We start from the raw sequence: 23,679 nt of genomic DNA, 5'->3' as shown, positions 1-23,679 counted from the left end.
GCGGTGGTCATGGCTCAGGTGAGACGCCCGGTCCCATTCCGAACCCGGAAGCTAAGGCCTGACACGGCGAGGGTACTGCACTCGATAGGGTGTGGGAGACTAGCACGCTGCCGCATTATTCTTTTTAGCGGGGAACGTTTGTTCCCCGCTTTTTTATTATCCCCCCGCATACTGTTATGGGTTATAATCCTCCAAACACGCGCTAGTATCCTCATGTTTGGAGTGTAGAGCGAGGGTTAACCCTCCAAACATGAGATAAACTCCGGCAAATGTTCCAAAAAACCACCAAAACAACAACAAACGCCGGAAATTTTCCGGTAAATGTTCCAAATCACTAAACCGATTTTTCCTTTACAGTCATGTAATGTAAATGTCGAAATCTCGCCAGAAAGCGATTAAAACTTTACAGTCGTGTAAAGGAATAATCGCGCGCTAAATCGCAGCGCTCAGGCAGGCGCTTTGACCGAGCTTGAAATCATTGGGATTTCAAGCTCCTTCAAAGCGTGATTTGGCTCAATTGTGAAGCACGGTGTGCTTAACGCTCGCGCGGGTAACGCGCTCGCTACTGAGCTTGCGTTGAAAGCACATCGGTGCTTTCAACCCTGAGCAAGCTCAGCGAATCGAAGTGACTTCTCGCGCATTATGCAGCTCGAAGTCGTCGATTCGCAAATCAGCCGAACGGCTACCAATAGCCGTGAGGAATAAACGCTCACTACTGAGCTTGCGTTGAAAGCACCCCGTGCTTTCAACTTGAGCAAGCTCGGCGCTCCGAGTTGCCTTCGCGCGCTAAATCGCAGCGCTCAGGCAGGTCGTCGCGCATGCCAAACAAATTGCAATATAAGCATACGTTGCTCCTGCAGTACGTAATCTGCGCTAGTAACGTATAATCCCGTTTTTTCGTTACTAGCGCAGTCAGTGCTCTGCACGAGTAACACTCAATAACGTTTTTTCGTTACTGGTGCAGAAACTAAACTGTGATATGTACACGCATTTTAGGGAATAACCGCAATTTCCAACAATCAATTAATACAAAAGCCTGCTGAATTATGCAAATTGTTGCAAACCAGCAGGCTATTTTGTAGTTTTGAAACTTTAGTTTTCGCTTGATTTGGTTAGTAACTATTAGTCAATCAAACCATACAAGCGATCACCGGCGTCGCCAAGACCTGGAACGATATAAGATTTGTCGTTCAGATGCTCGTCAACAGCGCAAACAACAACCTTAAAATCAATGGAAGGATCAAGTTCCTTCTCCAAACGCTCCAAGCCTTCTGGGGCTGCCAAAATGTTAATAGCAGTAACATCTTTAGCGCCGCGCTCAGCCAAATAGTGTGTAGCGGCAATAAGAGTGCCACCGGTGGCAAGCATTGGGTCAAGAAGGAAGCACTGACGTCCAGTCAAATCTTCTGGCAAACGGTTGGCATAAGTGATGATATCGAGCGTCTGCTCGTCGCGCTTCATACCAAGGAATCCAACCTCAGCGGTTGGAAGAAGACGAGTCATGCCGTCGAGCATACCGAGGCCTGCGCGCAAAACCGGCACAACCATTGGGCGTGGACGGTTCAAATGCTTACCGGTCATTTTGCAAATAGGAGTTTCAATCTCACGATCGCTAACTTCCAAATTGCGGGTTGCTTCGTACGCTTCGAGGGTTACCAATTCGGAAACCAACTCGCGGAAAATGTTAGAAGGTGTATTCTTATCGCGCAAAACGGTGAGCTTGTGGTCCACCAGCGGATGATGTAAAACATGAAGATCCATACCTTCTAGATTAGTGCAAGCATTGCATGTTAAGCTAGCGGCGTGCCGTTACTTTTGTGCAAAATATAAACAAATGTGAGTAAAAAATATATTTTATCTAAAACTCGCTAGCAAAAATCTAAAATCAAAAATCTAAACTTCAAACTTTAAAACAAAAAACGATACTGACTTGCGAAAGCGCCTGTCGGCGCAAACGCCGCTCGCAGCGGCAAAAAATGGAGCCCGGGGCTTAAACACAAGCCAGCATCATTTTGAGTATACATTGTTTTTTATTCTCACGCGCCGCGCAATTCTAATCGTAAATAATTTATTCCAGTTTTCCTGCTCGCCACAGTTTTGCGCCATGAGCAAAAGATAACGAAAGTGCGTGAAGATTTGCTGCAGTATGCAACTTGCGTGCAATCTTTTGAGTGTGGCTAACGCTTTTATTCTGTTCATCCAACTTTTTTGCGTAAACTCGCATACCGCGCGCAATAATCGAAGTAAAAGCTGAAGCGCGATACAGTGCTACAGCAAAGTCGCCCGTAAAAGCACCCGAAAGAATAGAATCTGCAAGGCGTGCAATATCTTCCCCAGTAGGCGCTTCGTCAATTCCTGTAATAGCTGAAGCACTCGTAGCTTCAGGCTCCCCAAGGCTCCAATATTCAGCGTAAGCCTCGCGCTGCTTACGCAACGACATGCGTAACAAATATAGTCGCCACAACATTCCGGGGAGAGACTCGGCTTCTGCGTGACTCCACAAATCTGCAATAACTTCAATACCCTCATTCTCAACTAAATTCAGCACGCGCTCAACGATTTCCGGAGATTGCGTTTTATGCACGCGATTAAGCAAAACGGCAGCGGAAGTGCGGCTAATTTCATGCACAATTTGCGGATCGGTGCCACCTTCAATTTGCGCGAGCATTGCTGGGTCCATTTGTGCAGGTCGGCTTGGGCGAGCAGATCCCGTAGGACTTGGCATAAAAGCCGCGCGGCCCGAATGAATGGAACTCGATTGCGAATTAAGACTAGTAGACACTTGGAATAACCTTTTCAATATCAATAATGCGAGGACCTTGAGGAGTGTTTGTCAGGTGCAAAACCACGGCACTTCCAGTTGGCATATAAGGCGATTTTTGACTAAGGATGCGTTTGTGTGCTCGAGGTTTTGTAATTTTGCGCAAGTAATCGAAGAATGTGCCGATAACTGGGCGATGCAAGCACATGACGGTCGTGTTGTTGGCCGTGTTGTTGGTTGCGCTTTCGTTCGCGTTTTGTGCGTTGCGCTCAAGATTTTGTATTTCGTTCACAAGAACAGACAACGTAGATTTTGGTTGCTTTTCGTGACAATCTTCAGTAAGTTCCGCAACCTGTTCTATAGGAAGCGAAGAGTCGTGTGCAAAAGCTGCAACTGTTTCTACGCAACGCTTCCAAGGAGACGATATGATTTTATTCGGCGCGTAGCAGGCAAGTTCACGGCCTAGAGCGTATGAAGCGGCAGCACCCAGAGGTGTGATTGGTCGAGTTGCTTCACTTCCTTGCCAAGTTTTTCGAGACTCAGCTTTTCCGTGACGTACCAAAAGCAACGTGCTGTATTCTGCTTGGCCAGCGTGGAGCTTCTCTAAGAAAGCGTCTAGCACTTCGCGGTCGCTATCGTGCGTAAGTTTTTTGCGAGCCTTAGAAGGAGTGAGCCACAGAATATTGCCAATTTCCGTAGGTTTTGCTGGCTTAATTGGTCCGAAAGCAGGTAAGCGTTTTGCTGCGGTTGGCTTGTCGATTTCACGCATCATCCAATAGTGGATTCGTTTAATAACTTCCGGTTGTGTATTGTGTGAACCATTGCCATTTTTAGCAGTTTGCTTTTTGCCCTCGTGCTCGAGCGGGTATTCGATTTGTGTGATATGGGGGCCGAGAACAACGGAGTAGCCTGTTTCTTCGCCAACTTCGCGCACTGCAGTGTGGCGATGTGATTCGTTTGGCTCGTTCTTGCCCTTTGGCCAGCTCCAATCGTCGTATTTAGGGCGGTAAACAAGGCAAAGTTCGAAGTCGTCGTCGCTTAGTTTGTTTGCCTGGATTGGCTTTATTGGTTGGCTGCTCGGGTTCCCCGTCTCGCCAGCGTTTGAGCTACCTGTAATATTGCGCCTGCGATAAATAATGCCGCCAGCCGCTTCAACGTATCGCGTCGTCACTACACTCATGTTCACTATTTTAGCGGTTTTCTTTCGCAATTTTTAGTTGCGCTGTAACCTTTTACTTTTGTCACAGTCATAGCAGTAACAAAAAGTTGTTATTGCTTTATAATCCTTAAATTTGCTAAAACTGGCAAATGGTGGCGTAAAAAACCTCCTAAAACTGGCAAATGGGGGAGTAAAAGGCATGCTAAAACTGGCAGATGATGCTGTAGAAGATTTCGGCTATTGCCGGAACGCTTGAAATTTAGCTGAGATAACAATTTACAGTGCTATTTGTGTTGGATATTACCGAAGCTGGTGCCGTAGTCGATATGCTTGGGACTCCGGCTTCAACTTCCAATCCTTAAGAAAAGATAGTTGTATTAACGCATAACTTGTGAGATATACTAAAAAGCATGATTGCACAAACTTTTGAAGCGCTCGCAAAGTCGCGATTTTCTGCACGTGATTTTCTAAATAAACCGGTCGATTCTAAGATACTTGAAACTATTTTGCAAACAGCTGCACAATCGCCGAGCTGGTCTAACACTCGTGGCTACATGCTCGCTATTGCTCAAGGAGAACGCAAGCAGCAGCTTATTGATGCATATACGCAAAAATGCAAAGCAATGTTTCGCACTAAAGACGCAACTCTTAGCGAAGAAGAACGCCTTATAGCCCAGAAAATGAGCCAGCCGGATGGAGATTTTCCTGTAATGGCTCCGTATCCGCAATCGCTTAAAGAACGCAGCGCTCGTTTAGGATTGGCGTTGTATAAACATTTAAATATTGATCGCAAAGATTTTCCTGCTCGAAATGCTCACACTTTGCGCAACTTCCAGGCATTTGGTGCGCCAGTTATGGGATTTGTGCTTGTTCGCCGCGATTTTCTGCCGTTTGCTGCGCTGGATGCTGGAATTATGTTGCAAACGTTACTGTTGGCTGCCAAAGAGCAAGGCGTAGATTCATGTCCACTTGGCGTTCTTGCTACATGGCGTTCACCGCTTGACGAAGTATTCAACATTCCGCCGGAGTATGCGCTGATTACTGGTTTTGCGCTGGGGTATGCGTCTGAAGCGCACGTAAATGCTTTCCGCGCGGAGCATCCGCCAATCGAACTTGTGCAAGAAAAGTAACTTCGCACAAACCAATCTATCTTGCAAACCCAAAGTACTTTGGAAAATATCAGATAGAAGTGTGTGCATTGCGGTTATGGATTTATACGATTTTTTGTATGCAATGCCTATTTACTGAATTGATAAATAGGCATATACTTATATGTGTGAAGCGAAAAGAGTTGGAGAAAAGACTTAATTAATGAGTGTTACTGAGCATGATAATGCAACAAATTGTTTGCAAAAGGTTACCGCTATAGCTCGCAGATGCGATGACTGGTGGGCTATAGAAGTGCCGGAAATACCAGGATTGTTTACTCAAGTACGTAGACTTGATCAGGTTGCAGCAATGGTAAAAGATGCTGCTGCAACTTTAAATGTTAAAGTAAATGGCGTGGAAGTAACTCCGAAACTTAGTGAGCAAGATGAGCTTATGCTTCAACGTATGTTAGATGCAAAATCTGCAGCTATAAAAACTCAGCAAGAGGCATCTATACTTATGCGTGAAACGGTTCGCATACTAAGGAATCAGGGCTTGACGGTTCGTGATGTTGCAGAGCTTACGGGGGTTACTCCGCAGCGAATAAGTTCGCTTAAAGCTTAGTGATTTAAAGCAATGTGGTTGAGGCTATGCGCAAGTAAGTCGCTTAGTAGTGTATAAACTCTATGCAAAATAAATAAATAACGGATAAATAAGTAAAGGTCAAGCCGTAGGATGCATGGCTACAACTTGACCTTTGAAAATTGCGATATGTTTTTAAGTTAAAATCGCAATCTAATGCTTTTATTTATTCTTGGCAATTCCAAGAGCTTTTGAACTTTCATCCTTGTCAAGGCCTATAAATAAAAGCACGATTATGCCAATAATCAGCGGAACATAACCGTATCCAGATCCGTGGATTATGCCGAATATTTCCATAAGCCCATTTGCTATTACGGCTAGTGAAGATACTATAAAATATAGCTGCGCGCACCACGGTTTTTTAATGAGAAACATGGTTGCAAGTCCAAATAATCCAGCGATAATTTGAGGCACTCCCCATAGATAATCATTACGCATTACAATCAGTGCAATTCCGCTAGCAAGAAATACGCCATTGGCTATTGTCCAAAATACGGATGGAATTTGTGCTTTTGTATATTCTGAATTACTCATATTTTTCCTACTATAGCAACATCATAATTGCTTTTGTTACAACCCAAGCCATCCAATCTGGCATCCCTGCTGATTTGCAGGCATTATAAATTCCGTCTTCAATCTTTCCAGTCCAATGCTCCAAAAATTTTATAAGCTCATTTAATCCTAAATGACTTTTAATGAATTGTTTAACTTGCTTAGGTAGTTTATGATAAATAGTTTTAATTGTTTTAACTACAAGACTAATTTTTCCACGTTCTTGTAATATGTTACGAAGCTCTGCTTGCGTTGGTTCTGCGTTAGATGCTGGAATTTTAATGAGATATCCATTAACTACATACACGCGGTAACCATCTTTTGTTGTGATGTGTTCGCATGCTATGTTTTTTTCAACGGTGCTATCTGTTGGCTCAAGAGCGAGTGCAGTAGAAGAAGGAACAACAATACTGCTAAAAATTAATGAAGCAGATAATACGCATGCTATAGCTAACTTCTTCATAATATGCCTTTCTGTACGAGAAGTAACTGTTTATGCCAAAAACCTTGACAATTTATAAATTAATGGCGTGCTAAAAGGTAAACAATATCTTGTCTAGGAAAACCTTTACAAATAATTACTATCTAAAACTGCTTAAGATTCATTAATCTTTTAAACTGAATCAGTAAGGCATACTATCTATACAGTTATGTTCATTTTTGAAAGGGATAACTGCATTACATTCCCAATACTTACCAAAGGCTCGAAAATAGAGTGAACCGCCTAAATGCTTTAGGGTATCGCGATGAAGCAGAAGTCCTTTTTGAGATACTGAGCGAATTGCATCTTTACTTTTCCCGCCCAAAAATCGAACATTGAACTGTTTTATAACAATTTGTTTTTCACGTATCGAAATTCTGATGTAATAAACTAAAGAAGCATATTTTCGCATGTTCAAATATAGTTCTTCGATTAATTCAATAACTTCACAGATGATTTCATCGCTAATGTCTTCAGGAATATCGTTACTAGATATATTGCATATTGATTTTCCTTTTAATCCACAAGATGTGTTGATTGAGTCGTTCATTTGTAGTGTATCTTCAATGTGCTGGATGAACTCGCTTCGAGCATCTTGCTTAGCAGTATTTCCACGTAGAATGTCGATAATATTATGTCCTTCTTCAAAAGCCTGATCTGCCAAATCATTTATTGCCTCAATAGCACTTCGCTGTTTTTTAGAAATAGACTTGTCAAGTAATGCTATTTTACTTTGTAGTGCAATATCTGCAATCTTATTAGTTAATCTATCGTGCATTCGCACAGCCAGATGAAGATTATTAATTGTTTGCTTATCTTTTTCATAAAGAACCATTTTTTGGTGAGAAATGCGCAAAATAATACCAGTGCAAACGCAAAATATATTTATTAAAAGGTAAGCAATAAGATACTTGAAAGACAAAGTTGATAAGTATCGGTATGCAACGTAGTGTAACGCATCTATTACTAAGAATAAAGGTAGTGTAAATTGAATCGGATATAAATACGAAATAAAAACAAATGATATGATTAGCCCGAAAGTTACTGGTGGAAGATTCAGACTAGGAATAACAAGAATGCTTAGATGTACAAAAATATAGAACATGCTCATAAAATGCGGGAGCAAGCAAAGAAACAGATTTATAGCAGCAAGAATCATGTAAACTATGACAAGTTGTATTGTGATATTGTCGCTATTTGAGTAAATATATGCATCCATTGTGCTCGACAAGCATCCCAATAGTAAAAATGTTTTATTGTCAATAAGCTTTTCTCGCAAACGACGCATTAAGAAAATAATCATTGTGTATCATTTCCTAAATATTCATCATGCAGCCATGTAGTAATAAGTCGTGAACGATTTGTCACATTCAATTTTTTGAACACGCGACGAAGGATAGTTTCCACAGTACAAGTTTCAACAAATAAACGTTTAGCGATTTGCGCATTAGTCATGCCTTTACTGCACAACTTTACAATTTCAGTCTCATGATCCGTTAAAGCAAGGCGTCCATTTTTGGGCTTATTTTGCAAACGTTGAAATGCTGTCATCGTGTCGTCAAAATGAAAATCTCCTATTATTTGTGGCTTGAATGTGCCATGGGCAATACTGCTAAGCATGGCGCAAATAGTTTCTGGGTGGTTCTTTCCAACAATGCCTTGTGCGCCTGCTGTTGATGCTTTTAAAGCATAATCGTTGATAGGGAATGAAGTTATAGCAATTATTATTGGGAGTGAGTATCTTCTTCGCAATTCGTATAATATTTTGATTCCCGAAACCCCAGACATATACATGTCAATTAGCAGCACGTCCGGGCATTGATTTTGACAAAACTGAATTGCTTGATCGGCAAACGTGGACAACCAGCAAATATTGCAGGACGGAACAACCTGTTCAATATATGTTTTTAGGCCGTGTAGACAAAAACAATCATCATCAACAATGCCAACAGTAATATGCTTTGCTATCATATTGCTCCTTTAGAAAAGCATTATTTAAGTAATAATAGTACTTGAATTTGTATGATGAATATCTTGTCTAGGAAAACCTTTACAAAGCAGATTGTATAAAGGTAGTTACTGGAGCTTACGGGGGTTACTCCGCAGCGAATAAGTTCGCTTAAAGCTTAGTGATTCAAAGCAATGTGGTTGAGGCTATGCGCAAGTCAATCGCTCAGTAGTGTATAAACTCTATGCAAAATAAATCATTCTCTGGTATTACGCAAGCTCCAAGAATCATAAATAAAATCATCATTTAGTGTGATGCAAACTCTTTACGTCGATTATAGGCTATTAAGCAAAAGCTGAAATCCTCAATAAAGTGTCAATCATAAAAGCGTTAATTGCAGCATTAACGAGCCCTTTATTTATTTTGGATCAGTTTGAGAGGCTTGTTTCGACGCATCCTATGCGTTTACGAGTTTGGAGAGTAAGGAGCTTTGTGTTATGCGTAAGTTTACGAAAGTATTCTTGTTAGCTGCTCTGCCAGTGTGTTTGCTTACTGCATGCTCTGGTAGAGCAGTTGATAATAGTCAACAGCAGGCATCACATGATTCAGTTCCACTTGTTTCAGTCAAAAAACAGCCTTTAACACAAGTTGTGTCTGGTAAAGCAGCAATAGAACAATCGTCTACCTTTGTTATAACTGCTGTAGGTAGAGGGAATTTTTCTCCATCGGTAAAAGCAGGAAGTGCTGTAAAAGCTGGAAGTATTTTAGGCTACAATGCCGGTAACAAAATTATTGCTCCCGTAGACGCTAAAGTTGTGTCAGTAGCTGAATCATCTGCGGACGTGCCTAAATCTTTCCCACTATTCACTCTTAAATATGAAGGTTTTTCAATAAGCCTTAACGCAAAAGCTTTACTTCGTTCTGCGGATATTACAGATGTTAAAGGTCGCTTCCAAGTTGAAGACGGTGTTGGACCAACCAATTGTTTGCAAATAGTACAAAGCGGTGGAACTTCTACCGATATTGCAGCTTTGGGTAGTAGCAAGAATGATAATGCTGATTCGACTCAAACAGATGAGTCGAGTGTGCAAAGTACACCTAGTGTATCGTCAAAAGTTTTAACGTGTTTAATAGATAAAAGCGCAGAAGTAGAATCAGGCCAAAATGCGACGCTTGTTTTTAATGGCAAGCATAAACAATCGGTTCTAACGCTGCCCGTTAGTGCGGTTGCTGGAAGAGTTCAAAAAGGCTTAGTCTCATACAAAAAAGGCGATAATTGGGAGCATAAAGAAGTTGGTCTTGGAATCAGTGACGGCGCTAATATTGAAATTACGTCTGGCTTGAATGAGGGTGATGTTGTAGCAGGTGTTTCTCCTGATCTCATTCCAGGAGTGCAATGATTATGGGAAACAATCCTGTTCCACTGGTTGAACTACAAGACGTGTCAGCGCGTGTAAAACTAGGCAATGGCGAATGGCTTACCACTGTCAACTCTGCGTCTATGCTACTTAATCAAGGTGAAACATACGCGGTAGTTGGCAGGTCTGGATCTGGCAAAACGAGCCTTATTTCTATTATTGGATTTTTGAATAAAAATTTTACTGGAAAATACTATTATTCTGGCAAGTCAATCCAAAAGTGTAGTGATAATACAGTATCGCATATGCGCGCTAGAAATATTGGTTTTGTTTTTCAAAACTATTCGCTTATTAAGCATTTAAGTATTAGAGAAAATGTTGAGTTGCCGCTTTTATACGCAGGACTACAACAAAGCAAGCAGAAAAGAAGAAAAACGATAGAAGAAGCATTATGTGCTGTTGGATTGCAAGATAAACTAAACGAATACCCTGGAAGTCTATCAGGCGGTGAACAGCAGAGAGTTGCGATAGCGCGTGCTCTCGTCACTAATCCCGAATTACTTATTTGTGACGAGCCAACTGGTGCGCTCGATAGTAGTACGGGAGAAAAAGTGCTTCAAGTGTTGCATGATCGTGTTCAAGAATCTGGAACAACATTACTATTAGTCACTCATGATATGAAAGTGGCTCGTTCTTGCTCTCACATTTTTACTATGGAAGGCGGTGTTCTTTATGATCATGCTGCTTAAAGATTTGCGCCTGTCTCCTATGAGATCCTTCCTCACAGGTTTTTCAATGTTTATAGGCATCATTGCCGTTATTGCGTCAGTGCTTATCGGCACGGTTGGTAAGGACTATCTTATTGCAACTAACGAACAGCTAAACGGTCGTAGACCAACATACGAGATTACTTTTTCAGCACAAAATTTTGACGAATATTCAGTATTTAACAAATTCTTAAATCGCATTGAATCCGCAAACCGTAACGCTAACGTTATGCTACAACCAAACACTGGACTACTGTTTAGCGCTTCTATGCCAGCCTCGAATAGTGTAAAAATAAGCAAAGAATATAAGACAAGCAATCTTCAATATGTTGACGCTGTTTACACTACGGCAGGATACAACAAAGTTTATAACTTACCTATTGTAAGTGGAAGATGGTTTAGTAATAGCGCTAAAAGCAACGCATTAGAAATGGTAGTAAACCAATCTGCTAGCAAAAGATACAAGATTGGTGAAGTAGCATTTATTACTTCTCGCAAAACAACACAAATGAGTCCTATAAGGATTGTTGGAGTTGTGAACGATGGCGTAGACTCAGCAAAAGTATACGTGAATATTCTAGGATTATTACGTTACGCTTCAACTCTTTGGGAATATTCTGGAAAAGAAGCTCAAGGTTCAATCTACTGGTTGAATAAAGAAAATCGTTCTCAAAAATCAATTAAATCTTATGTTTCAGATGCTCTTTACGACTGTTGTAGTGGACAAGTAAACGAAATTAGAAGACATGATAATAGTGATGATTACGAGAATGTGATAACAGTATTGCAATTAAGTTTTGCTATCGTAGCAGCATTATTGCTTTTTGTTTCCGCGCTAGGTTTAATCAATATTGGTTTAGCATCGTTGGAGCAGCGCACGCATGAACTGCTTATACGCAGAGCTTTGGGTGCTACTAGATGGTCGATTGCTTCACTCGTGTTAGGCAGTGCGATCATTTTAGCGCTGATAGTTTCGATTGCTGCTGTTGCTGTTTCTTTTGGTCTTGTGTCTATAGCATCAAGTTTTTGGGATGCAGCAAGCCCAGTTAGTCCGCCAGTTTACCCATATGAAGCTGCTATTGGAGCTGTTATTGCGGCTTTTATTACAGCGCTTGCTGGAAGTGTGGTGCCGGCAATAAAAGCATCGCGTTTACAACCAGCATTAGCATTGCGTTAATTTTCAAAAAATAAGAAAGAAGGAATAATGAATAATCATACTATTGGTAAAGCAACTCTTATTGTTGGTGTGCTTAGTGCGCTTCTTATGTTTAATGCGTGTGGAGGAGTAGGCAACAATAATGCGAGTGGTGTGGGTGGTGAGCGCTCGCAAAATAGTTCGCCTAGAGAGATTGTTGATTTTGCTCATATAGAGAAGGAATATCAGGAATCTGTGGCAAAGCTTAGTTGGCCTGAAAAATATAAAGCTCCTGCAAACTTGGTTGGAGAAGAAAAAGACGGTCAGTTCCAGAGTGGATATGGTGATACGCAAGCATCTAATTATTATCAGTGTGCTTGGGAACGGCAATGGCTAGATACGTATGCTAGTGATGAACAAGCGGCAAGTAAAGCTTTGCATGAGCTTGAAAAAGTGCCTAGCATGCCGTTTATGGGTCCAGATCGTTGTGATGATGCAACGCGAAACTTTTTCAAAGAGCACATGCGTAAAGCAAAACTGGGAGATCCGTCAGGATTCCAACAGGATGTGCAAACTAATTGCCCTGTGATGTAGTTGCATTTGCATAGCTTTATTGTGCTTTCGCACTAAATAGCTTGTTATATGCTTCTTTTTACCCATGTTGATGGTGTCCAATAATCTTTGGTAAGCATTGATGGGTATGTTTGTTTACGAGTTTGAATAATCCATAAGGCTATACCTGTTGAAATAAGTATTACGCCAGCTGCAATCATTATGAATAATGATGAATTTAGATTTCCCCATGCTAGTACGCTTGCATACCCTACGATAATGCCGCATTGCTCCATAATAGAAGTAAAAGTAGTAGTCGCGCCGAGAATGTGTGTTGGTATGCCGTCGAGAAGAGCTGTTTGCCCATAGACAATAGTTGCGTCAAAAATAATACCTGCAATGAAAGCAGAGCAAAGAAAAAGAGCAATCCAATTATTAAGTGCAAAAATAAGTAAAGGAATAGAAAGGAATCCAGGTAATAAAATAGAGTATAAAATCTCATAATGTAGCACAATATATTTGCATAATAGCGAACCTACAATCATGCCAATGTTAAATATGCTGACTATTGATCCCCATGTGGATGCCGAATGAAAAAGTGTGAGACAATGGTGTGCTCCCATTAGTCTGAATGCAGCAAGCCATGAGCCTGATTGTAATGCTGATACTACTCCTAAGACTATTAACCATGGTGTAGATTTCATATAGTGTAGAGAAGCTGCAAAACCAGCAGTTTTATTGCTTCCTGTTTTCGTATTGTTTGCGCTATTTTGTGTTTGCTGGTTTAGATTAACTAACAGTAGAGGTAGCGCCGCTAGTATCATCACAATAGCAATGCTCGTAAAGAAAATGAGCGGGTTGCATATATCAACAAATATGCCAGTAATCGCAGGTGCAGCAAGCCTGCTGAGATTAATCCACATGCGCATGCTTGCTAAAAATTTGGTTTTTTCGCCAGTCGGTGCGCTATACGCCATCAATACTTTTTGATTAGGCGAAGAAAATGCGGTAAAGAACCCGAATATTATGCCGAGTAGTGTAACCGTAATAGCAATAAGATTATGCTGTGCTACTAAAGCGAAACCGTATCCAGTGCACAACAAGGCAAAACAGAACGTTAGCGCTATAAACAATCTAGTTGGTGGATATTTATCTGCAATAATTCCGCCAAGCGGTGCTGCTACGCAGGTCATAAGTGCTACGGAAACCGCGTTAAGCGCTGCGTGAGATAAGTCGACATGTATTAAAAGATATAGACTTACGCCAAATCTACAGCTTGTTATAAGAAAAGCATTAAGCGATAAAACGGATATAATCAAACCCGATCGTACTCGTGTTCCAGCGTTCATTACGTGCTTTTCTTTCATATTATGAATGATATGTGTCTATTGATATTTACACCTTTATGTACACCTTTTTCTGGACTGCGAGTGTAATGAGTGTTCTGTTGCTGTGTTTTACTCTTAACTACTCTTAACTACTCTTAACTACTCTTAACTGTGCTGAGCCCTACTCTTGTATAGCTTTGTTGGGTTTTTGCTGTGTTTGTTGCTGTGTTTTACTCTTAACTACTCTTAACTACTCTTAACTACTCTTAACTACTCTTAACTGTTTTTTGTGCTTGATCTAATCTTTTATGCGCGCATAATATTGCTTAGGATCAAGTTTAGAATTTCCATGCCACAGTAGAGCGTGTTTATTAGCAAGTCCACGTAATAATTTTCGCGCTGTAGCTTCGCTCATATTAATAAGATTTGCAGCTGTTTTTACGGTAATTCGATCATTGCTATATGAATATGCGAGAATCTTTCGCTCATTCTCATTGAACTCGCCATTATTTAGTTTTTCCTCTAACTCATTTATATGATCGTCCATGCGCATTTGACGCGAAGCATAGTTATTTTCTAACGTCAGCAATAAAGAGTAAGGATTTTGCTGGCTGTATTGAGGATCATTGAGATAAAATTCCGCCATTTCCTCATAAATTCTATTAATTCCTTCATTGAGTTCTCGAACCCAGCCGAAGTTAACTAGCGCGCGAGCAATACGAGGATTCCTAGCGTAGCGCGTATGTCGCATATTCTCTAATGTCACAATATCTGGCAAGGAGCCAGGGCTGAATATCTCGAATCGATCGTCAAACATGCTAACGCGAATATAATCGCCTCTTAATGAATAATCGCGATGTGCTACGGCGTTAACAATTCCTTCAAACCAAGCAAATTCTGGATATTCTGGTACGACTTTGAATCTTCCATCGTTTCCAAGATATTCAAATTCGCGCAATTGCGCTCGTATAGCTGTTTGTGATTGGCGAATAATTGTTGGAATCGGTCCGTCAAAGGTTTGATCTTTAACAATATTCATTCGTGCTCCAGTCTCACGATGTGTTCCTTCATATCGCAAGAATCTCAGACGAGCTTGTGGGAAATAATAGCTTGGATTTTTGCCAAACATTAGAATTGATGCGGCAGTTAGTTGACCTTGATGCATAAATCCGCGAGCTTCTAATACTTGCTGATTAGGTAAATGCTCGCAATTAAGTTGTTTTTTATATTCATTCAACAATTGTTCATCAAGATCTGCCAGGTTAGCATCTGGAATCAGATTATCCTCGAATAATCTTTCGCCTTTAGCATACTCTAATTGCTTAATTTGAGAGTAATTTTGTTTGACGCTTTTATCTCCAATTCTTAAATAAACTTCTTCACTTCGGTTTTTAATAAGTCTATTTTTTGAGCAATCAATATGAATGATGAATAATGCATTTTTGCCATCTTTGGATTCATAGTCTAACTTACTGTAATCGATTGAAGGCTGGCCAATGATATCTTGTTGGATTGCTAGTTCATATTCGTCTAAAGAATGAGCTTCCGTATAATTTGTGCCAGATAATTCGCCATTATCATCGATGCCGATAGCTAATGTGCCTCCGTCTGCGTTGGCAAAGGCAATGACGTGTTTTAATATATCTTTAGGTTTTATGCGAGCACTTTTGCGATCAAAATACTGACCTTCTTTCAGGTCTTTAATATCTTCAATCTTGTACTCTTCCATTGTTCCGCCTTGAATATCGAAGCATTACTGCGCGATTTTTATACGAATAATTCTTGTGATTACTATATCAAAAGAAGGATATAGAGAGTGTTATTATTTCAAGGATTTGACTGGAATGCCATGTGAGTAAATTAGGAGTATTTACAGCGTGTTATTAAGTACATTGTTGTTTTACTCTTAACTACTCCGAAGTGTGTTGAGCCCTACTCTTGTATAGCTTTGTTGGGTTTTCTTTGTGTTTGTTGCGGTGTTTTACTCCGAAATACTCCGAAATACTCCGAAATGTACCTACTTGCGTTAGCTGTTTGTACTGTGATTTGTAGTGCTGCAGTTTGCAAGCAAGATGCATAATTACTGGCGATAGTAGGAGAGGAAGCTGGAGAGTTTGCCCATTGCGTCGCGAAGCGTTTGCAAGCGCGGCAAGTAGACTACGCGGAAGTAGCCTGGGGTCTGCCAATTAAAGCCTTTGCCGTGCACAATCAGCAGCTTCTGATCGCGAAGCAAATCAAGCGCAAACTGTTCGTCGTCGTGAATGTTGTAGCGAGCAGGATCAAGCTTTACAAACATGTAGAAAGCAGCGTCTGGCCGCTCGACGCTTACGCCATCCATCTCCTGAAGCGCGTTATAGCAGTATTCGCGCTGCTCATACACGCGACCGCCCGGCTCCAAATACTTCTCAACGCTCTGGTATCCGCCCAAAGCAGTCTGAATAATCGACTGCGCAGGAACATTCGAGCACAATCGCATATTAGACAGCATGTTAAGCCCCATAATGTAGTCGCGAGCCTTGGATTTATCTCCCGAAAGGCTCATCCAACCAATACGGAAGCCAGCAATCATGTGCGACTTAGAAAGTCCGCTAAAAGTTACGCAGAACACGTCTGGAGCAAGAGAAGCAATCGAAATATGCTTCTTGCCGTCCATAACAAGACGGTCGTAAATCTCGTCCGCAAAAATAATCAAATTAAACTCGCGCGCAATCTTAACAATTTCTTCCAAAACTTCGCGACTATACAGCACGCCCGTAGGATTATTCGGGTTAATAATCACGATTGCTTTAGTGCGAGGCGTGATTTTAGAGCGAATATCGGCAATATCCGGGTACCAATGCGACTTTTCGTCACACATATAGTGCACAGGAGTGCCGCCAGCCAAGCTCGCGCACGCAGTCCACAACGGGTAGTCCGGGCTTGGAATAAGAATCTCGTCGCCGCAATCAAGCAGCGCTTGCATAGAAAGATTAATCAGCTCGGAAACGCCGTTTCCAGTGTAAATATCTTCCATTTGCACGCCTGGAATGCCCTTAATCTGATCGTATTGCATAATCGCCTTGCGCGCGGAGAAAAGTCCGCGGCTATCCGAGTAGCCTTCGCAATCAATAAGCTGCTGCTGCATGTCGTAAATTACTTCGTCTGGAGCGCGGAACCCGAAAGGCGCAGGATTTCCAATGTTGAGCTTTAGAATGTGTGTTCCGTTTGCTTCCATGCGGTTTGCTTCTTCAACAACAGGGCCGCGAACGTCGTAAAGCACGTGTTCAAGTTTGGTGGATTTGTTGAAGGTTCTATGTTTGAGTGTTTCGGAAAGTTCAGCTTCTGTAAGCTGTGGCTGATTTAATTGTGGTTCTTCTGCAGACTGGCAGTTTTGCTTGATTTTTGCGCAAGAATGACCGCCTTTTACCCCGTCGTCGCTAATTCCAAGAATTTCAGCTAGCATGTTATGCATGTCTTTGCGAGGCTCAGTTTTGCCGCTTAAATATTGGCTTAACTGGCTTTTGCCAAGCTTATGGCCGTTTTTTGCTGCAAGCTCGATTACGTCAATCTGCTTGTATCCCTTGCGCTTCATAGCTTTCTTAAGCTCGTCAGCAAAATTCTGTGCCATAATCTGTCTTTCTCGTAAAACCAGCATTTATAAATTGAACAAGTTTATGGCAAAATCCACAATAAAGTTCAAAATATAAGTATTAAATTGAATTATTTGCCTAATGTTAGTCGAAAAGATTACTTTTGTATAGTATTTTTTCAAAAAATCGTAGAAAAATGACGAGAAATAGTGACGAAATTGAATTTTTGTTGAATTTTAGCTAAGTAATTGAACTAAAGTATAAGGAATTGAATTTATTTTGAACGTTTATAAGTGTGATTGTTGCCGTAGGTTGGGAATAACGCGTGATTTCTGCTATTGCGCGTAACTTATATAAGTTGTGTTAAGTGGTTTGCTACCATAAAAGTTATGTATTTCTTTACTCCGAAGCGCTGCGAAACTACCCAAAAAATCATGTATAAGAATAAAGGGCAGGCTCTTATGGCGGCGGAGCAAAGTTTACGAGAGCGCGGTGCAAAGCTGTGGGTGTACGCTTGCGAATATTGCGGATGCTGGCATTTGACGCATAAGAATCCGGTAGATCGCATGTATTCCGATATGCGCCCGCCGTCTGCAAGTACAAAGCCAAGGTCTAGAAAGCGTGGATATAAACCAAGACGGCGTTAAACTAATGCGGCGCTAATTACGTAACGTTAAATCTTACGCAATGCTAAAACCTACGCAACGTTAAAACCTTGCCTTGCAACTTGCTCAACGTCTTCTGCCTCATGCTTTTTAGCGCTACTATCCGCTGCCAACGCAACAATTTGCGCACTAAAAGCGTCAACCGGTCGGCTAGCATTTCGCAAATCGTAATATTGATGCACACGAGCGTCAAAATCAGCAAGATTTTCTAATAATTCAGCGTTGTCAGCAGGGTAACGGTTCTCAAAAATCTGCATGTTAGTGCTCATGCGCGGCTTTAATTCCGGATTTTGCGCAGGCTTACCAATTGCTAAGCCAAGCACAGGGTACGTGTATTCAGGCAAATTCAAAATATCAATAAGCTGAGTTCTGCTGTTCAAAATTGAACCAAGAATTACGCAACCAAGCCCCAAAGATTCCGCAGCAGTTTCCATAGCGTGAAGCGCCAAAATAACGTCGTTTTGAGCCTGCGTAAAGCGGTAGCGCGTTTTAAGCATAAACTCATCGCTGCTAGTATCTACATCTACGCCATTTTTTTGCGCGATTACAGCGTTTCTGTGTTGGTCAATAATAAAAACATACAGCAGCGGAGCAGTGGCAATATATGTTTGGTTGCCAATTTCGGAAAGCTTCTGCTTAATTGCGCTATCCGTAATTTTAATCGCTGACCAGTCGTTCAAAAACTGACTGCAAGCGGCTCGCTGAGCCACTGTTTCAAGAGTCGCGACTGTATCTTCGTCAATTGCTTCGTTGCTAAAAGCGCGAATAGAGCGGCGGTTCAGTAAAGTATCAATAGTTTCGTTATGACGTAAGTTTTGCACGTTATTATTATCCCTTATTATTCCTTATTATCCCTTATTTTTTTTTATATCTCTTTTATTATTTCGCTTATTTTGCCTATTTTTGCATTCTCAGTTCATTTGTTCAAAATCAGAATTTATTTTTTCTAAATTGACGCTTTCTTTGCCTTCGTGCAATATAAGACAAGGTTCCGTGACTTACTAAGCGGCCAACGAGCGTAGTAATTATCGCAGAAAATACTGCAAATCCAAGAGACATTAGCAACGGCTCTTCTTGCTTAACACGTTGCTCTTTCGCAATTTTTTCTTTAGAAAGATTATTAGAACGATTATTAGAGTTTAAATTGATTTTTTTAGTATCAACATGTTTTTTCCATATTAACTGCGCAATTTGCCCTGCTATAAACGTTGCAAAAGACGGAAGCGCGGCTTTAAGCAACGAATCTCCTAAAGTATTTGGGTTTTTTAATCGGCGCTCGCGAAGCACATCAATCTTATGATTTGCTGCATTAAGTCGTTGCACGGCAGTTTGAGCTGCACGGTGGCTGTGAGCAGATTTACTATTTGCCGATGATAATTGCGTCATATTTTCTATGTTAGTGGTAACGAAATACCAATTTTGGCGGTAACATAGAACAGTAATCTCGATTTGCGGCAAAGTAGCTGCATTTTAGGAAGTACTTATTTGAAGAATATTCGCGCTGCGGGGCGCCCGGCGCGGTAGCAGGGTACATGGCGCGTTAAAGGAACGTGAAACTATGCAGAATAATGGTACTCAAGAGTTAGTTGAAAAGGAGTGCGCGAAGCAGGGGCGTTTGGTGTTACTTCGTCATGGTCAAACTGCTTGGAGTGTGTCTGGTCAACATACCGGGCGCACGGATTTGCCGCTTACTGAAGTCGGTGTTGAGCAGGCAAAAGAGGCTGGCGCTAGATTGCAGTGTGCGTTCACAAAAGGTTTTGATGAGGATTGTGTGCTTGTTAGTCCGCTTCGTCGCGCGCAGCAAACAGCTCAGTTTGCTGGATTTACTTCGTATACAATTTGTGATAGTGCGCTGGAGTGGGATTATGGTGCTGCTGAAGGTCGTACTAGAGGCGATATTGCAGCGTTAAGTGGCGTTGAGGCGTGGGATGTGTGGAAGCATGGTCCTAAAGTTCTTCCTTCTCACATGGTTAGTGACGCTAAAGAAGTGCTTCCTAGTGGAGAAGCAGTAGATGTGCACAGGACTTCTGGAGAAAGCTTGCAAGAGGTTTCGGATCGTACTCAAAAGATTATTGATATGGCAATGCCTAAATTGAAATTAGGCAAGGACGTGCTTGTTGTTGCGCATGCTCATGTATTGCGTATTCTTACTGCGCGCTGGCTTGGAGTAAATCCTGAATTTGCGCGACTTCTTCGTATGGATACTGCTCATTATTCTGTGTTGGGCGAGTACAAAGGCGACAATGTAATCGTGCATTGGAATTGCTGAAATACGGTTTAGAATTTCAGATATTTTCAGATATTTTCAGATATTTTATTGCGATTTACGCAAATTTTTTTGCAAAGATATTTATATATTTGAGTCTTGCATTTGCTGTAGTATTAGTTCACTACTGTGGTTTAGACAGTATTCAATAGCGGTAATTAGTTAGTTTGGAAGAGATTAGCAGTATATGGAAAGGTTCGATGATGAGTCGTTCAGTTAAGTCGATTATTGCGCTAGTTGTTTGCGCTGTTTTGGCGGCTTGCGCGTTTACTGCTTTTGGTTTTTCTAAGTCTTTTGGTGCAAATACCGATAGGTCTGCTGGTGGGAAAGTTATTTTCTTCAACTTCAAGCCTGAAGGCAAGGATATTTGGGTAGATGTTGCTAATGAGTATAAAAAAACTCATCCGGGGGCTGATATAGATGTCAAGACTCCGCAAAGCAACAGTTACGAAGATGAGCTTCGTGATGCTGTTAAAAATAATCCTGATGCCATGCCTACGCTATTCCAGATTAACGGTCCTGTTGGCTACGCTAAATGGAAAGATTACACGGCTGATTTAAGTAATTCCCCTCTTTATAAGCAGCTTAGTAATCAAAAGCTTGCCATTAAAGACAATAATAAGCCGGTTGCAGTGCCGTATGTTACTGAAAATTACGGCTTGATTTACAACAAGGCTTTGCTTGCTAGGTATGCGGATCTTCATAATTCAAAGTTGGAGCCGGAAGAAAACGGCAAATCTTTTGAAGATCAAATAACTACTTTCGGTAAGTTGAAAGAAGTTGCAGACGATTTGCAAAAACGCAAGGATGAGCTTGGAATTGACGGTGCTTTTACGTCCGCAGGCTTCGATTCCAGCTCTGACTGGCGTTTTAAAACACATCTTGCAAATATGCCTCTTTATTACGAGTTTAATGGCGACACTAAGCAGCCTGCAAAAATAAAAGGCAGCTATTTAGATAATTTCAGGAAGATTTTTGACCTTTATATTTCTGATTCCACAACTCCTGTAAGTCAGTTAAGTACTAAAACTGGTGAGGATGCTGTTTATGAATTTGCGCTTGGTAAGGCTGTGTTCTACCAGAATGGTACTTGGGCTTGGGGTGACCTTGCAAATTCTGGCATAAAACGTGAAGACGTTGGCATGCTCCCAATTTACATTGGCGCTAATGGCGAAGAGAATCAGGGCATGGCTACGGGTTCTGAAAACTATTGGTGCATTAATAAAAAGGCTTCAAAAAAGAATCAAGAGGCGACTAATGAGTTCTTGCAGTGGCTGCTTACTGACAGCTGGGCTCAGGATGTTTTAGCTAATAGGTTGGGCTTTGCTACTCCTTTCAAAAAATTCCCTAAAGCAAAAAATCCTCTTGTTCAGGCTGCTGTAGATTACACTGCTAAAGAAGGCAAAGTACCTGTTACGTGGGTGTTTGTTACCATGCCATCTAACGGTTGGAAAGACGATGTTGGCTCTGATCTGCTTACATACGCTCAGGCGACAAAAGACGGTATGACTTCTATGGGCGCTAATCAAGCATGGGATACTCTTAAGAAAGCGTTCGTGGATGGCTGGGCTAAAGAGTATGCGATTGCTCACAGTAAGAGTTAGCCTAATTAAATAATTTGTTTTAAACTATAATCCTCAAGGGATTGCGCAATCGTTTGCTAAATTATTGCGTAATCCCTTTAATTATTTCCAATAAATACCTGCCAATTTTATTAAATATATTATTATGTGCCGTTTTTATGGTGACACGCGTTAATTTTGGTTATGCCATCGTTTGCAATATTCAAATAGTTGAGGCATAATAAATATTGTCGATAAGGACACCTAGAGGTGTGACAGTCCAACGAAGGGATTGTCGGCATAGGAGAAAGGTTCGATGATGAATCGTACGATTAAATCAACAATTGCATTGGTAGCATGCTCAGCAATGGCGTTTGGCGCGCTTGCAGCTTGCGGTTCTTCTTCCAGCGATAAAGCTGCTGAGAAGGGTAAGGTTTACTTCCTGAACTTCAAGCCAGAAGCTGCTAACCAGTGGAAGGAAGTTGCTAAGGAATACACCAAGAAGACTGGTGTACAGGTTAAGGTGCAGACCGCTGCTTCCGGCACGTATGAGCAGTCGTTGAAGAGCGAAATCAGCAAGGGTGACGAAGCTCCTACACTCTTCCAGATTAACGGCCCAGTTGGCTATGCAAGCTGGAAGGATTACACCGCTGATTTGAAGGATACTGAGCTTTACAAGCAGCTTCAGAACAAAGATATCGCTCTCAAGGATGGCGACAAGGTTGTTGGCGTGCCATACGCAATGGAAACCTACGGCTTGATTTACAACAAGGCTTTGTTGAAGAAGTACACCGAGCTTAAGGATGCAAAAGTTAAGTCTGCTGAAGAAATTAACTCCTTCGATAAGTTAAAGGAAGTGGCTGACGATATTCAGGCTCATAAGGCAGATCTTGGTGTCGACGGTGCCTTCACTTCTGCTGGCTTCGATTCCAGCTCTGACTGGCGTTTTAAGACACACCTTGCAAACCTTCCTTTGTACTACGAGTTCAAGGAAGATCACGTTACCAAGCAGCCTGCAAAGGTGAAGGGTACGTTCCTCGATGGTTACAAGAAGATTTTCGATCTTTATATCACTGATTCCACCACTCCTGCAACGCAGCTCAGCTCCAAGACCGGCGAAGATGCAAACGCTGAGTTCTCCCAGAACAAGGCTGTGTTCTATCAGAATGGTACTTGGGCTTGGGGTGATCTCTCCAAGGCTGGTATGAAGGCTGAAGACCTTGGCATGCTCCCAATTTACATTGGCGCTAAGGGCGAAGAGAAGCAGGGCTTGGCCACTGGTTCTGAAAACTACTGGTGCATCAACGAGAAGGCTTCGGATGCTAACAAGAAGGCCACCAAGGACTTCTTGAAGTGGCTGCTTACCTCCGAAGAAGGCAAGGATGCTTTGTCCAAGAAGATGGGCTTCACCACTCCATTCAAGAGCTTCGCAGACATTAAGTCCGACAACCCATTGACTCAGGCTGCTGTTGAGGATGCAAAGTCCGGTAAGACCCCAGTAAGCTGGAACTTCACCGTAATGCCATCTGACAACTGGAAGAACGATCTTGGTTCTGCTTTGCTTGAGTACGCTCAGGGCACTGGCAAGTGGGATAAGGTTAAGACTGCGTTCGTTGACGGCTGGGCTAAGGAATACGCTCAGGCTCACGAAGATGAGGACTAATCTTCATTCAAATAAATTAATAGACGTTGCACCTCTGACGTAAGTAAGCAAAGGTGACGTAAGCGGATCCGCTAGGATACTGGCACTTATGATATAAGTGTTAAGTCCTAGCGGATTTTGTTATTTGTAGGCTTGTTATTTGTAGGCTATTTAAAAAATCGCGCATTGCCTAAGGATTGTAT

23 protein-coding genes and 1 rRNA gene are annotated in these 23,679 nt (G+C 41.6%); 12 read left to right on the top strand and 12 right to left on the bottom strand.

Annotated elements, in window-relative coordinates; translation table 11 throughout:
• Positions 1-116 (top strand): 5S ribosomal RNA (rrf, locus tag AXE77_RS06585).
• A 1,006-nt stretch (positions 117-1,122) separates the two neighbouring features.
• Here the strand turns inward: rrf and upp are convergent.
• From upp to AXE77_RS06570, 3 genes are all read right to left on the bottom strand, one after another.
• Positions 1,123-1,761: a uracil phosphoribosyltransferase gene (upp, locus tag AXE77_RS06580; protein ID WP_102155552.1), complete on the bottom strand. Its 639-nt coding sequence runs from the start codon at positions 1,759-1,761 to the stop codon at positions 1,123-1,125.
• Positions 1,762-2,068: 307 nt separating this feature from the next.
• Positions 2,069-2,725 (bottom strand): thymidine phosphorylase, encoded by a 657-nt coding sequence (locus AXE77_RS06575; protein ID WP_116712679.1) that lies wholly within the window; start codon positions 2,723-2,725, stop codon positions 2,069-2,071.
• 46 nt (positions 2,726-2,771) lie between these two features.
• A complete protein-coding gene (locus AXE77_RS06570) occupies positions 2,772-3,941 on the bottom strand; it encodes an NUDIX hydrolase (RefSeq protein ID WP_165846105.1) in 1,170 nt (389 codons plus the stop codon).
• A 112-nt stretch (positions 3,942-4,053) separates the two neighbouring features.
• On the opposite strand from AXE77_RS06570, the gene AXE77_RS06920 reads away from it, so the two are divergent.
• From AXE77_RS06920 to AXE77_RS06560, 3 genes are all read left to right on the top strand, one after another.
• Complete coding sequence (locus AXE77_RS06920) at positions 4,054-4,176, top strand: hypothetical protein (protein ID WP_276308806.1); 123 nt, start codon at positions 4,054-4,056, stop codon at positions 4,174-4,176.
• A gap of 154 nt (positions 4,177-4,330) precedes the next feature.
• Positions 4,331-5,050: a nitroreductase family protein gene (locus AXE77_RS06565; RefSeq protein ID WP_116712674.1), complete on the top strand. Its 720-nt coding sequence runs from the start codon at positions 4,331-4,333 to the stop codon at positions 5,048-5,050.
• Between the two features lie 181 nt (positions 5,051-5,231).
• Positions 5,232-5,633, top strand: a complete 402-nt coding sequence (locus AXE77_RS06560; RefSeq protein WP_116712673.1) for an XRE family transcriptional regulator — start codon at positions 5,232-5,234, stop codon at positions 5,631-5,633.
• A 180-nt stretch (positions 5,634-5,813) separates the two neighbouring features.
• Here the strand turns inward: AXE77_RS06560 and AXE77_RS06555 are convergent, their stop codons facing one another.
• From AXE77_RS06555 to AXE77_RS06540, 4 genes are all read right to left on the bottom strand, one after another.
• On the bottom strand, positions 5,814-6,185 hold the full coding sequence (locus AXE77_RS06555) for a hypothetical protein (protein ID WP_116712672.1): 372 nt from the start codon (positions 6,183-6,185) through the stop codon (positions 5,814-5,816).
• A 10-nt stretch (positions 6,186-6,195) separates the two neighbouring features.
• Entirely contained in the window at positions 6,196-6,666 is a 471-nt protein-coding gene (locus tag AXE77_RS06550) for a hypothetical protein (RefSeq protein WP_004108217.1), read from the bottom strand.
• Between the two features lie 160 nt (positions 6,667-6,826).
• Complete coding sequence (locus tag AXE77_RS06545) at positions 6,827-7,987, bottom strand: histidine kinase (RefSeq protein ID WP_116712671.1); 1,161 nt, start codon at positions 7,985-7,987, stop codon at positions 6,827-6,829.
• Entirely contained in the window at positions 7,984-8,655 is a 672-nt protein-coding gene (locus tag AXE77_RS06540) for a response regulator transcription factor (RefSeq protein ID WP_116712670.1), read from the bottom strand. The genes AXE77_RS06545 and AXE77_RS06540 overlap by 4 nt, the downstream gene beginning before the upstream one ends.
• Positions 8,656-9,129: 474 nt before the next feature.
• Between AXE77_RS06540 and AXE77_RS06535 the strand changes: the two genes are divergently transcribed.
• From AXE77_RS06535 to AXE77_RS06520, 4 genes are read left to right on the top strand one after another with little or no spacing between them, the layout of a single operon-like run.
• Positions 9,130-10,032 (top strand): efflux RND transporter periplasmic adaptor subunit, encoded by a 903-nt coding sequence (locus AXE77_RS06535; protein WP_116712669.1) that lies wholly within the window; start codon positions 9,130-9,132, stop codon positions 10,030-10,032.
• On the top strand, positions 10,029-10,739 hold the full coding sequence (locus AXE77_RS06530; protein WP_116712668.1) for an ABC transporter ATP-binding protein: 711 nt from the start codon (positions 10,029-10,031) through the stop codon (positions 10,737-10,739). Before AXE77_RS06535 ends, AXE77_RS06530 begins: the two co-directional genes overlap by 4 nt.
• Positions 10,723-11,934 (top strand): ABC transporter permease, encoded by a 1,212-nt coding sequence (locus AXE77_RS06525; protein ID WP_116712667.1) that lies wholly within the window; start codon positions 10,723-10,725, stop codon positions 11,932-11,934. The genes AXE77_RS06530 and AXE77_RS06525 overlap by 17 nt, the downstream gene beginning before the upstream one ends.
• Before the next feature lie 27 nt (positions 11,935-11,961).
• Positions 11,962-12,486: a hypothetical protein gene (locus tag AXE77_RS06520; RefSeq protein WP_116712666.1), complete on the top strand. Its 525-nt coding sequence runs from the start codon at positions 11,962-11,964 to the stop codon at positions 12,484-12,486.
• A 44-nt stretch (positions 12,487-12,530) separates the two neighbouring features.
• Here AXE77_RS06520 and AXE77_RS06515 read toward each other — a convergent pair whose 3' ends face one another.
• The 3 genes from AXE77_RS06515 to AXE77_RS06505 all read right to left on the bottom strand — a co-directional run bounded on the left by AXE77_RS06515 (position 12,531) and on the right by AXE77_RS06505 (position 17,379).
• Entirely contained in the window at positions 12,531-13,793 is a 1,263-nt protein-coding gene (locus AXE77_RS06515; protein ID WP_116712678.1) for an MFS transporter, read from the bottom strand.
• Positions 13,794-14,070: 277 nt separating this feature from the next.
• A complete protein-coding gene (locus tag AXE77_RS06510) occupies positions 14,071-15,501 on the bottom strand; it encodes an ATP-binding protein (RefSeq protein WP_116712665.1) in 1,431 nt (476 codons plus the stop codon).
• A gap of 351 nt (positions 15,502-15,852) precedes the next feature.
• Positions 15,853-17,379, bottom strand: coding sequence for an aminotransferase class I/II-fold pyridoxal phosphate-dependent enzyme (locus AXE77_RS06505; protein WP_116712664.1), 1,527 nt, complete (start codon positions 17,377-17,379; stop codon positions 15,853-15,855).
• A gap of 351 nt (positions 17,380-17,730) precedes the next feature.
• Between AXE77_RS06505 and AXE77_RS06905 the strand changes: the two genes are divergently transcribed.
• Positions 17,731-17,988 carry a hypothetical protein gene (locus tag AXE77_RS06905; RefSeq protein WP_116712663.1) on the top strand — a complete coding sequence of 86 codons (258 nt, stop codon included), beginning with the start codon at positions 17,731-17,733 and terminating at the stop codon, positions 17,986-17,988.
• Between the two features lie 50 nt (positions 17,989-18,038).
• Here AXE77_RS06905 and AXE77_RS06495 read toward each other — a convergent pair whose 3' ends face one another.
• Both AXE77_RS06495 and AXE77_RS06490 read right to left on the bottom strand, forming a co-directional pair.
• Positions 18,039-18,827 (bottom strand): nitroreductase family protein, encoded by a 789-nt coding sequence (locus AXE77_RS06495; RefSeq protein WP_116712662.1) that lies wholly within the window; start codon positions 18,825-18,827, stop codon positions 18,039-18,041.
• Positions 18,828-18,936: 109 nt separating this feature from the next.
• Positions 18,937-19,392: a DUF4235 domain-containing protein gene (locus AXE77_RS06490; protein WP_116712661.1), complete on the bottom strand. Its 456-nt coding sequence runs from the start codon at positions 19,390-19,392 to the stop codon at positions 18,937-18,939.
• Between the two features lie 172 nt (positions 19,393-19,564).
• Between AXE77_RS06490 and AXE77_RS06485 the strand changes: the two genes are divergently transcribed.
• From AXE77_RS06485 to AXE77_RS06475, 3 genes are all read left to right on the top strand, one after another.
• Positions 19,565-20,275 carry a histidine phosphatase family protein gene (locus tag AXE77_RS06485; RefSeq protein WP_116712660.1) on the top strand — a complete coding sequence of 237 codons (711 nt, stop codon included), beginning with the start codon at positions 19,565-19,567 and terminating at the stop codon, positions 20,273-20,275.
• A gap of 197 nt (positions 20,276-20,472) precedes the next feature.
• A complete protein-coding gene (locus AXE77_RS06480; RefSeq protein ID WP_116712659.1) occupies positions 20,473-21,876 on the top strand; it encodes an ABC transporter substrate-binding protein in 1,404 nt (467 codons plus the stop codon).
• A 274-nt stretch (positions 21,877-22,150) separates the two neighbouring features.
• On the top strand, positions 22,151-23,497 hold the full coding sequence (locus AXE77_RS06475) for an ABC transporter substrate-binding protein (RefSeq protein ID WP_116712658.1): 1,347 nt from the start codon (positions 22,151-22,153) through the stop codon (positions 23,495-23,497).
• The last annotated feature ends 182 nt before the right edge of the window (positions 23,498-23,679 follow it).

Origin of the sequence: Gardnerella massiliensis (genome assembly GCF_003408845.1) — a bacterium.
GTDB lineage: Bacteria > Actinomycetota > Actinomycetes > Actinomycetales > Bifidobacteriaceae > Bifidobacterium > Bifidobacterium vaginale_H.
This window is presented reverse-complemented; position numbering and strand designations above follow the sequence as displayed.

Bases quoted from the DNA above. Each gene is read 5' to 3' on its own strand.
- upp (WP_102155552.1), bottom strand. From the start codon at position 1,761: ATGGATCTTCATGTTTTACATCATCCGCTGGTGGACCACAAGCTCACC.
- AXE77_RS06575 (WP_116712679.1), bottom strand. From the start codon at position 2,725: ATGCCAAGTCCTACGGGATCTGCTCGCCCAAGCCGACCTGCACAAATG.
- AXE77_RS06570 (WP_165846105.1), bottom strand. From the start codon at position 3,941: ATGAGTGTAGTGACGACGCGATACGTTGAAGCGGCTGGCGGCATTATT.
- AXE77_RS06565 (WP_116712674.1), top strand. From the start codon at position 4,331: ATGATTGCACAAACTTTTGAAGCGCTCGCAAAGTCGCGATTTTCTGCA.
- AXE77_RS06560 (WP_116712673.1), top strand. From the start codon at position 5,232: ATGAGTGTTACTGAGCATGATAATGCAACAAATTGTTTGCAAAAGGTT.
- AXE77_RS06555 (WP_116712672.1), bottom strand. From the start codon at position 6,185: ATGAGTAATTCAGAATATACAAAAGCACAAATTCCATCCGTATTTTGG.
- AXE77_RS06550 (WP_004108217.1), bottom strand. From the start codon at position 6,666: ATGAAGAAGTTAGCTATAGCATGCGTATTATCTGCTTCATTAATTTTT.
- AXE77_RS06545 (WP_116712671.1), bottom strand. From the start codon at position 7,987: ATGATTATTTTCTTAATGCGTCGTTTGCGAGAAAAGCTTATTGACAAT.
- AXE77_RS06540 (WP_116712670.1), bottom strand. From the start codon at position 8,655: ATGATAGCAAAGCATATTACTGTTGGCATTGTTGATGATGATTGTTTT.
- AXE77_RS06535 (WP_116712669.1), top strand. From the start codon at position 9,130: ATGCGTAAGTTTACGAAAGTATTCTTGTTAGCTGCTCTGCCAGTGTGT.
- AXE77_RS06530 (WP_116712668.1), top strand. From the start codon at position 10,029: ATGATTATGGGAAACAATCCTGTTCCACTGGTTGAACTACAAGACGTG.
- AXE77_RS06525 (WP_116712667.1), top strand. From the start codon at position 10,723: ATGATCATGCTGCTTAAAGATTTGCGCCTGTCTCCTATGAGATCCTTC.
- AXE77_RS06520 (WP_116712666.1), top strand. From the start codon at position 11,962: ATGAATAATCATACTATTGGTAAAGCAACTCTTATTGTTGGTGTGCTT.
- AXE77_RS06515 (WP_116712678.1), bottom strand. From the start codon at position 13,793: ATGAACGCTGGAACACGAGTACGATCGGGTTTGATTATATCCGTTTTA.
- AXE77_RS06510 (WP_116712665.1), bottom strand. From the start codon at position 15,501: ATGGAAGAGTACAAGATTGAAGATATTAAAGACCTGAAAGAAGGTCAG.
- AXE77_RS06505 (WP_116712664.1), bottom strand. From the start codon at position 17,379: ATGGCACAGAATTTTGCTGACGAGCTTAAGAAAGCTATGAAGCGCAAG.
- AXE77_RS06905 (WP_116712663.1), top strand. From the start codon at position 17,731: ATGTATTTCTTTACTCCGAAGCGCTGCGAAACTACCCAAAAAATCATG.
- AXE77_RS06490 (WP_116712661.1), bottom strand. From the start codon at position 19,392: ATGACGCAATTATCATCGGCAAATAGTAAATCTGCTCACAGCCACCGT.
- AXE77_RS06485 (WP_116712660.1), top strand. From the start codon at position 19,565: ATGCAGAATAATGGTACTCAAGAGTTAGTTGAAAAGGAGTGCGCGAAG.
- AXE77_RS06480 (WP_116712659.1), top strand. From the start codon at position 20,473: ATGATGAGTCGTTCAGTTAAGTCGATTATTGCGCTAGTTGTTTGCGCT.
- AXE77_RS06475 (WP_116712658.1), top strand. From the start codon at position 22,151: ATGATGAATCGTACGATTAAATCAACAATTGCATTGGTAGCATGCTCA.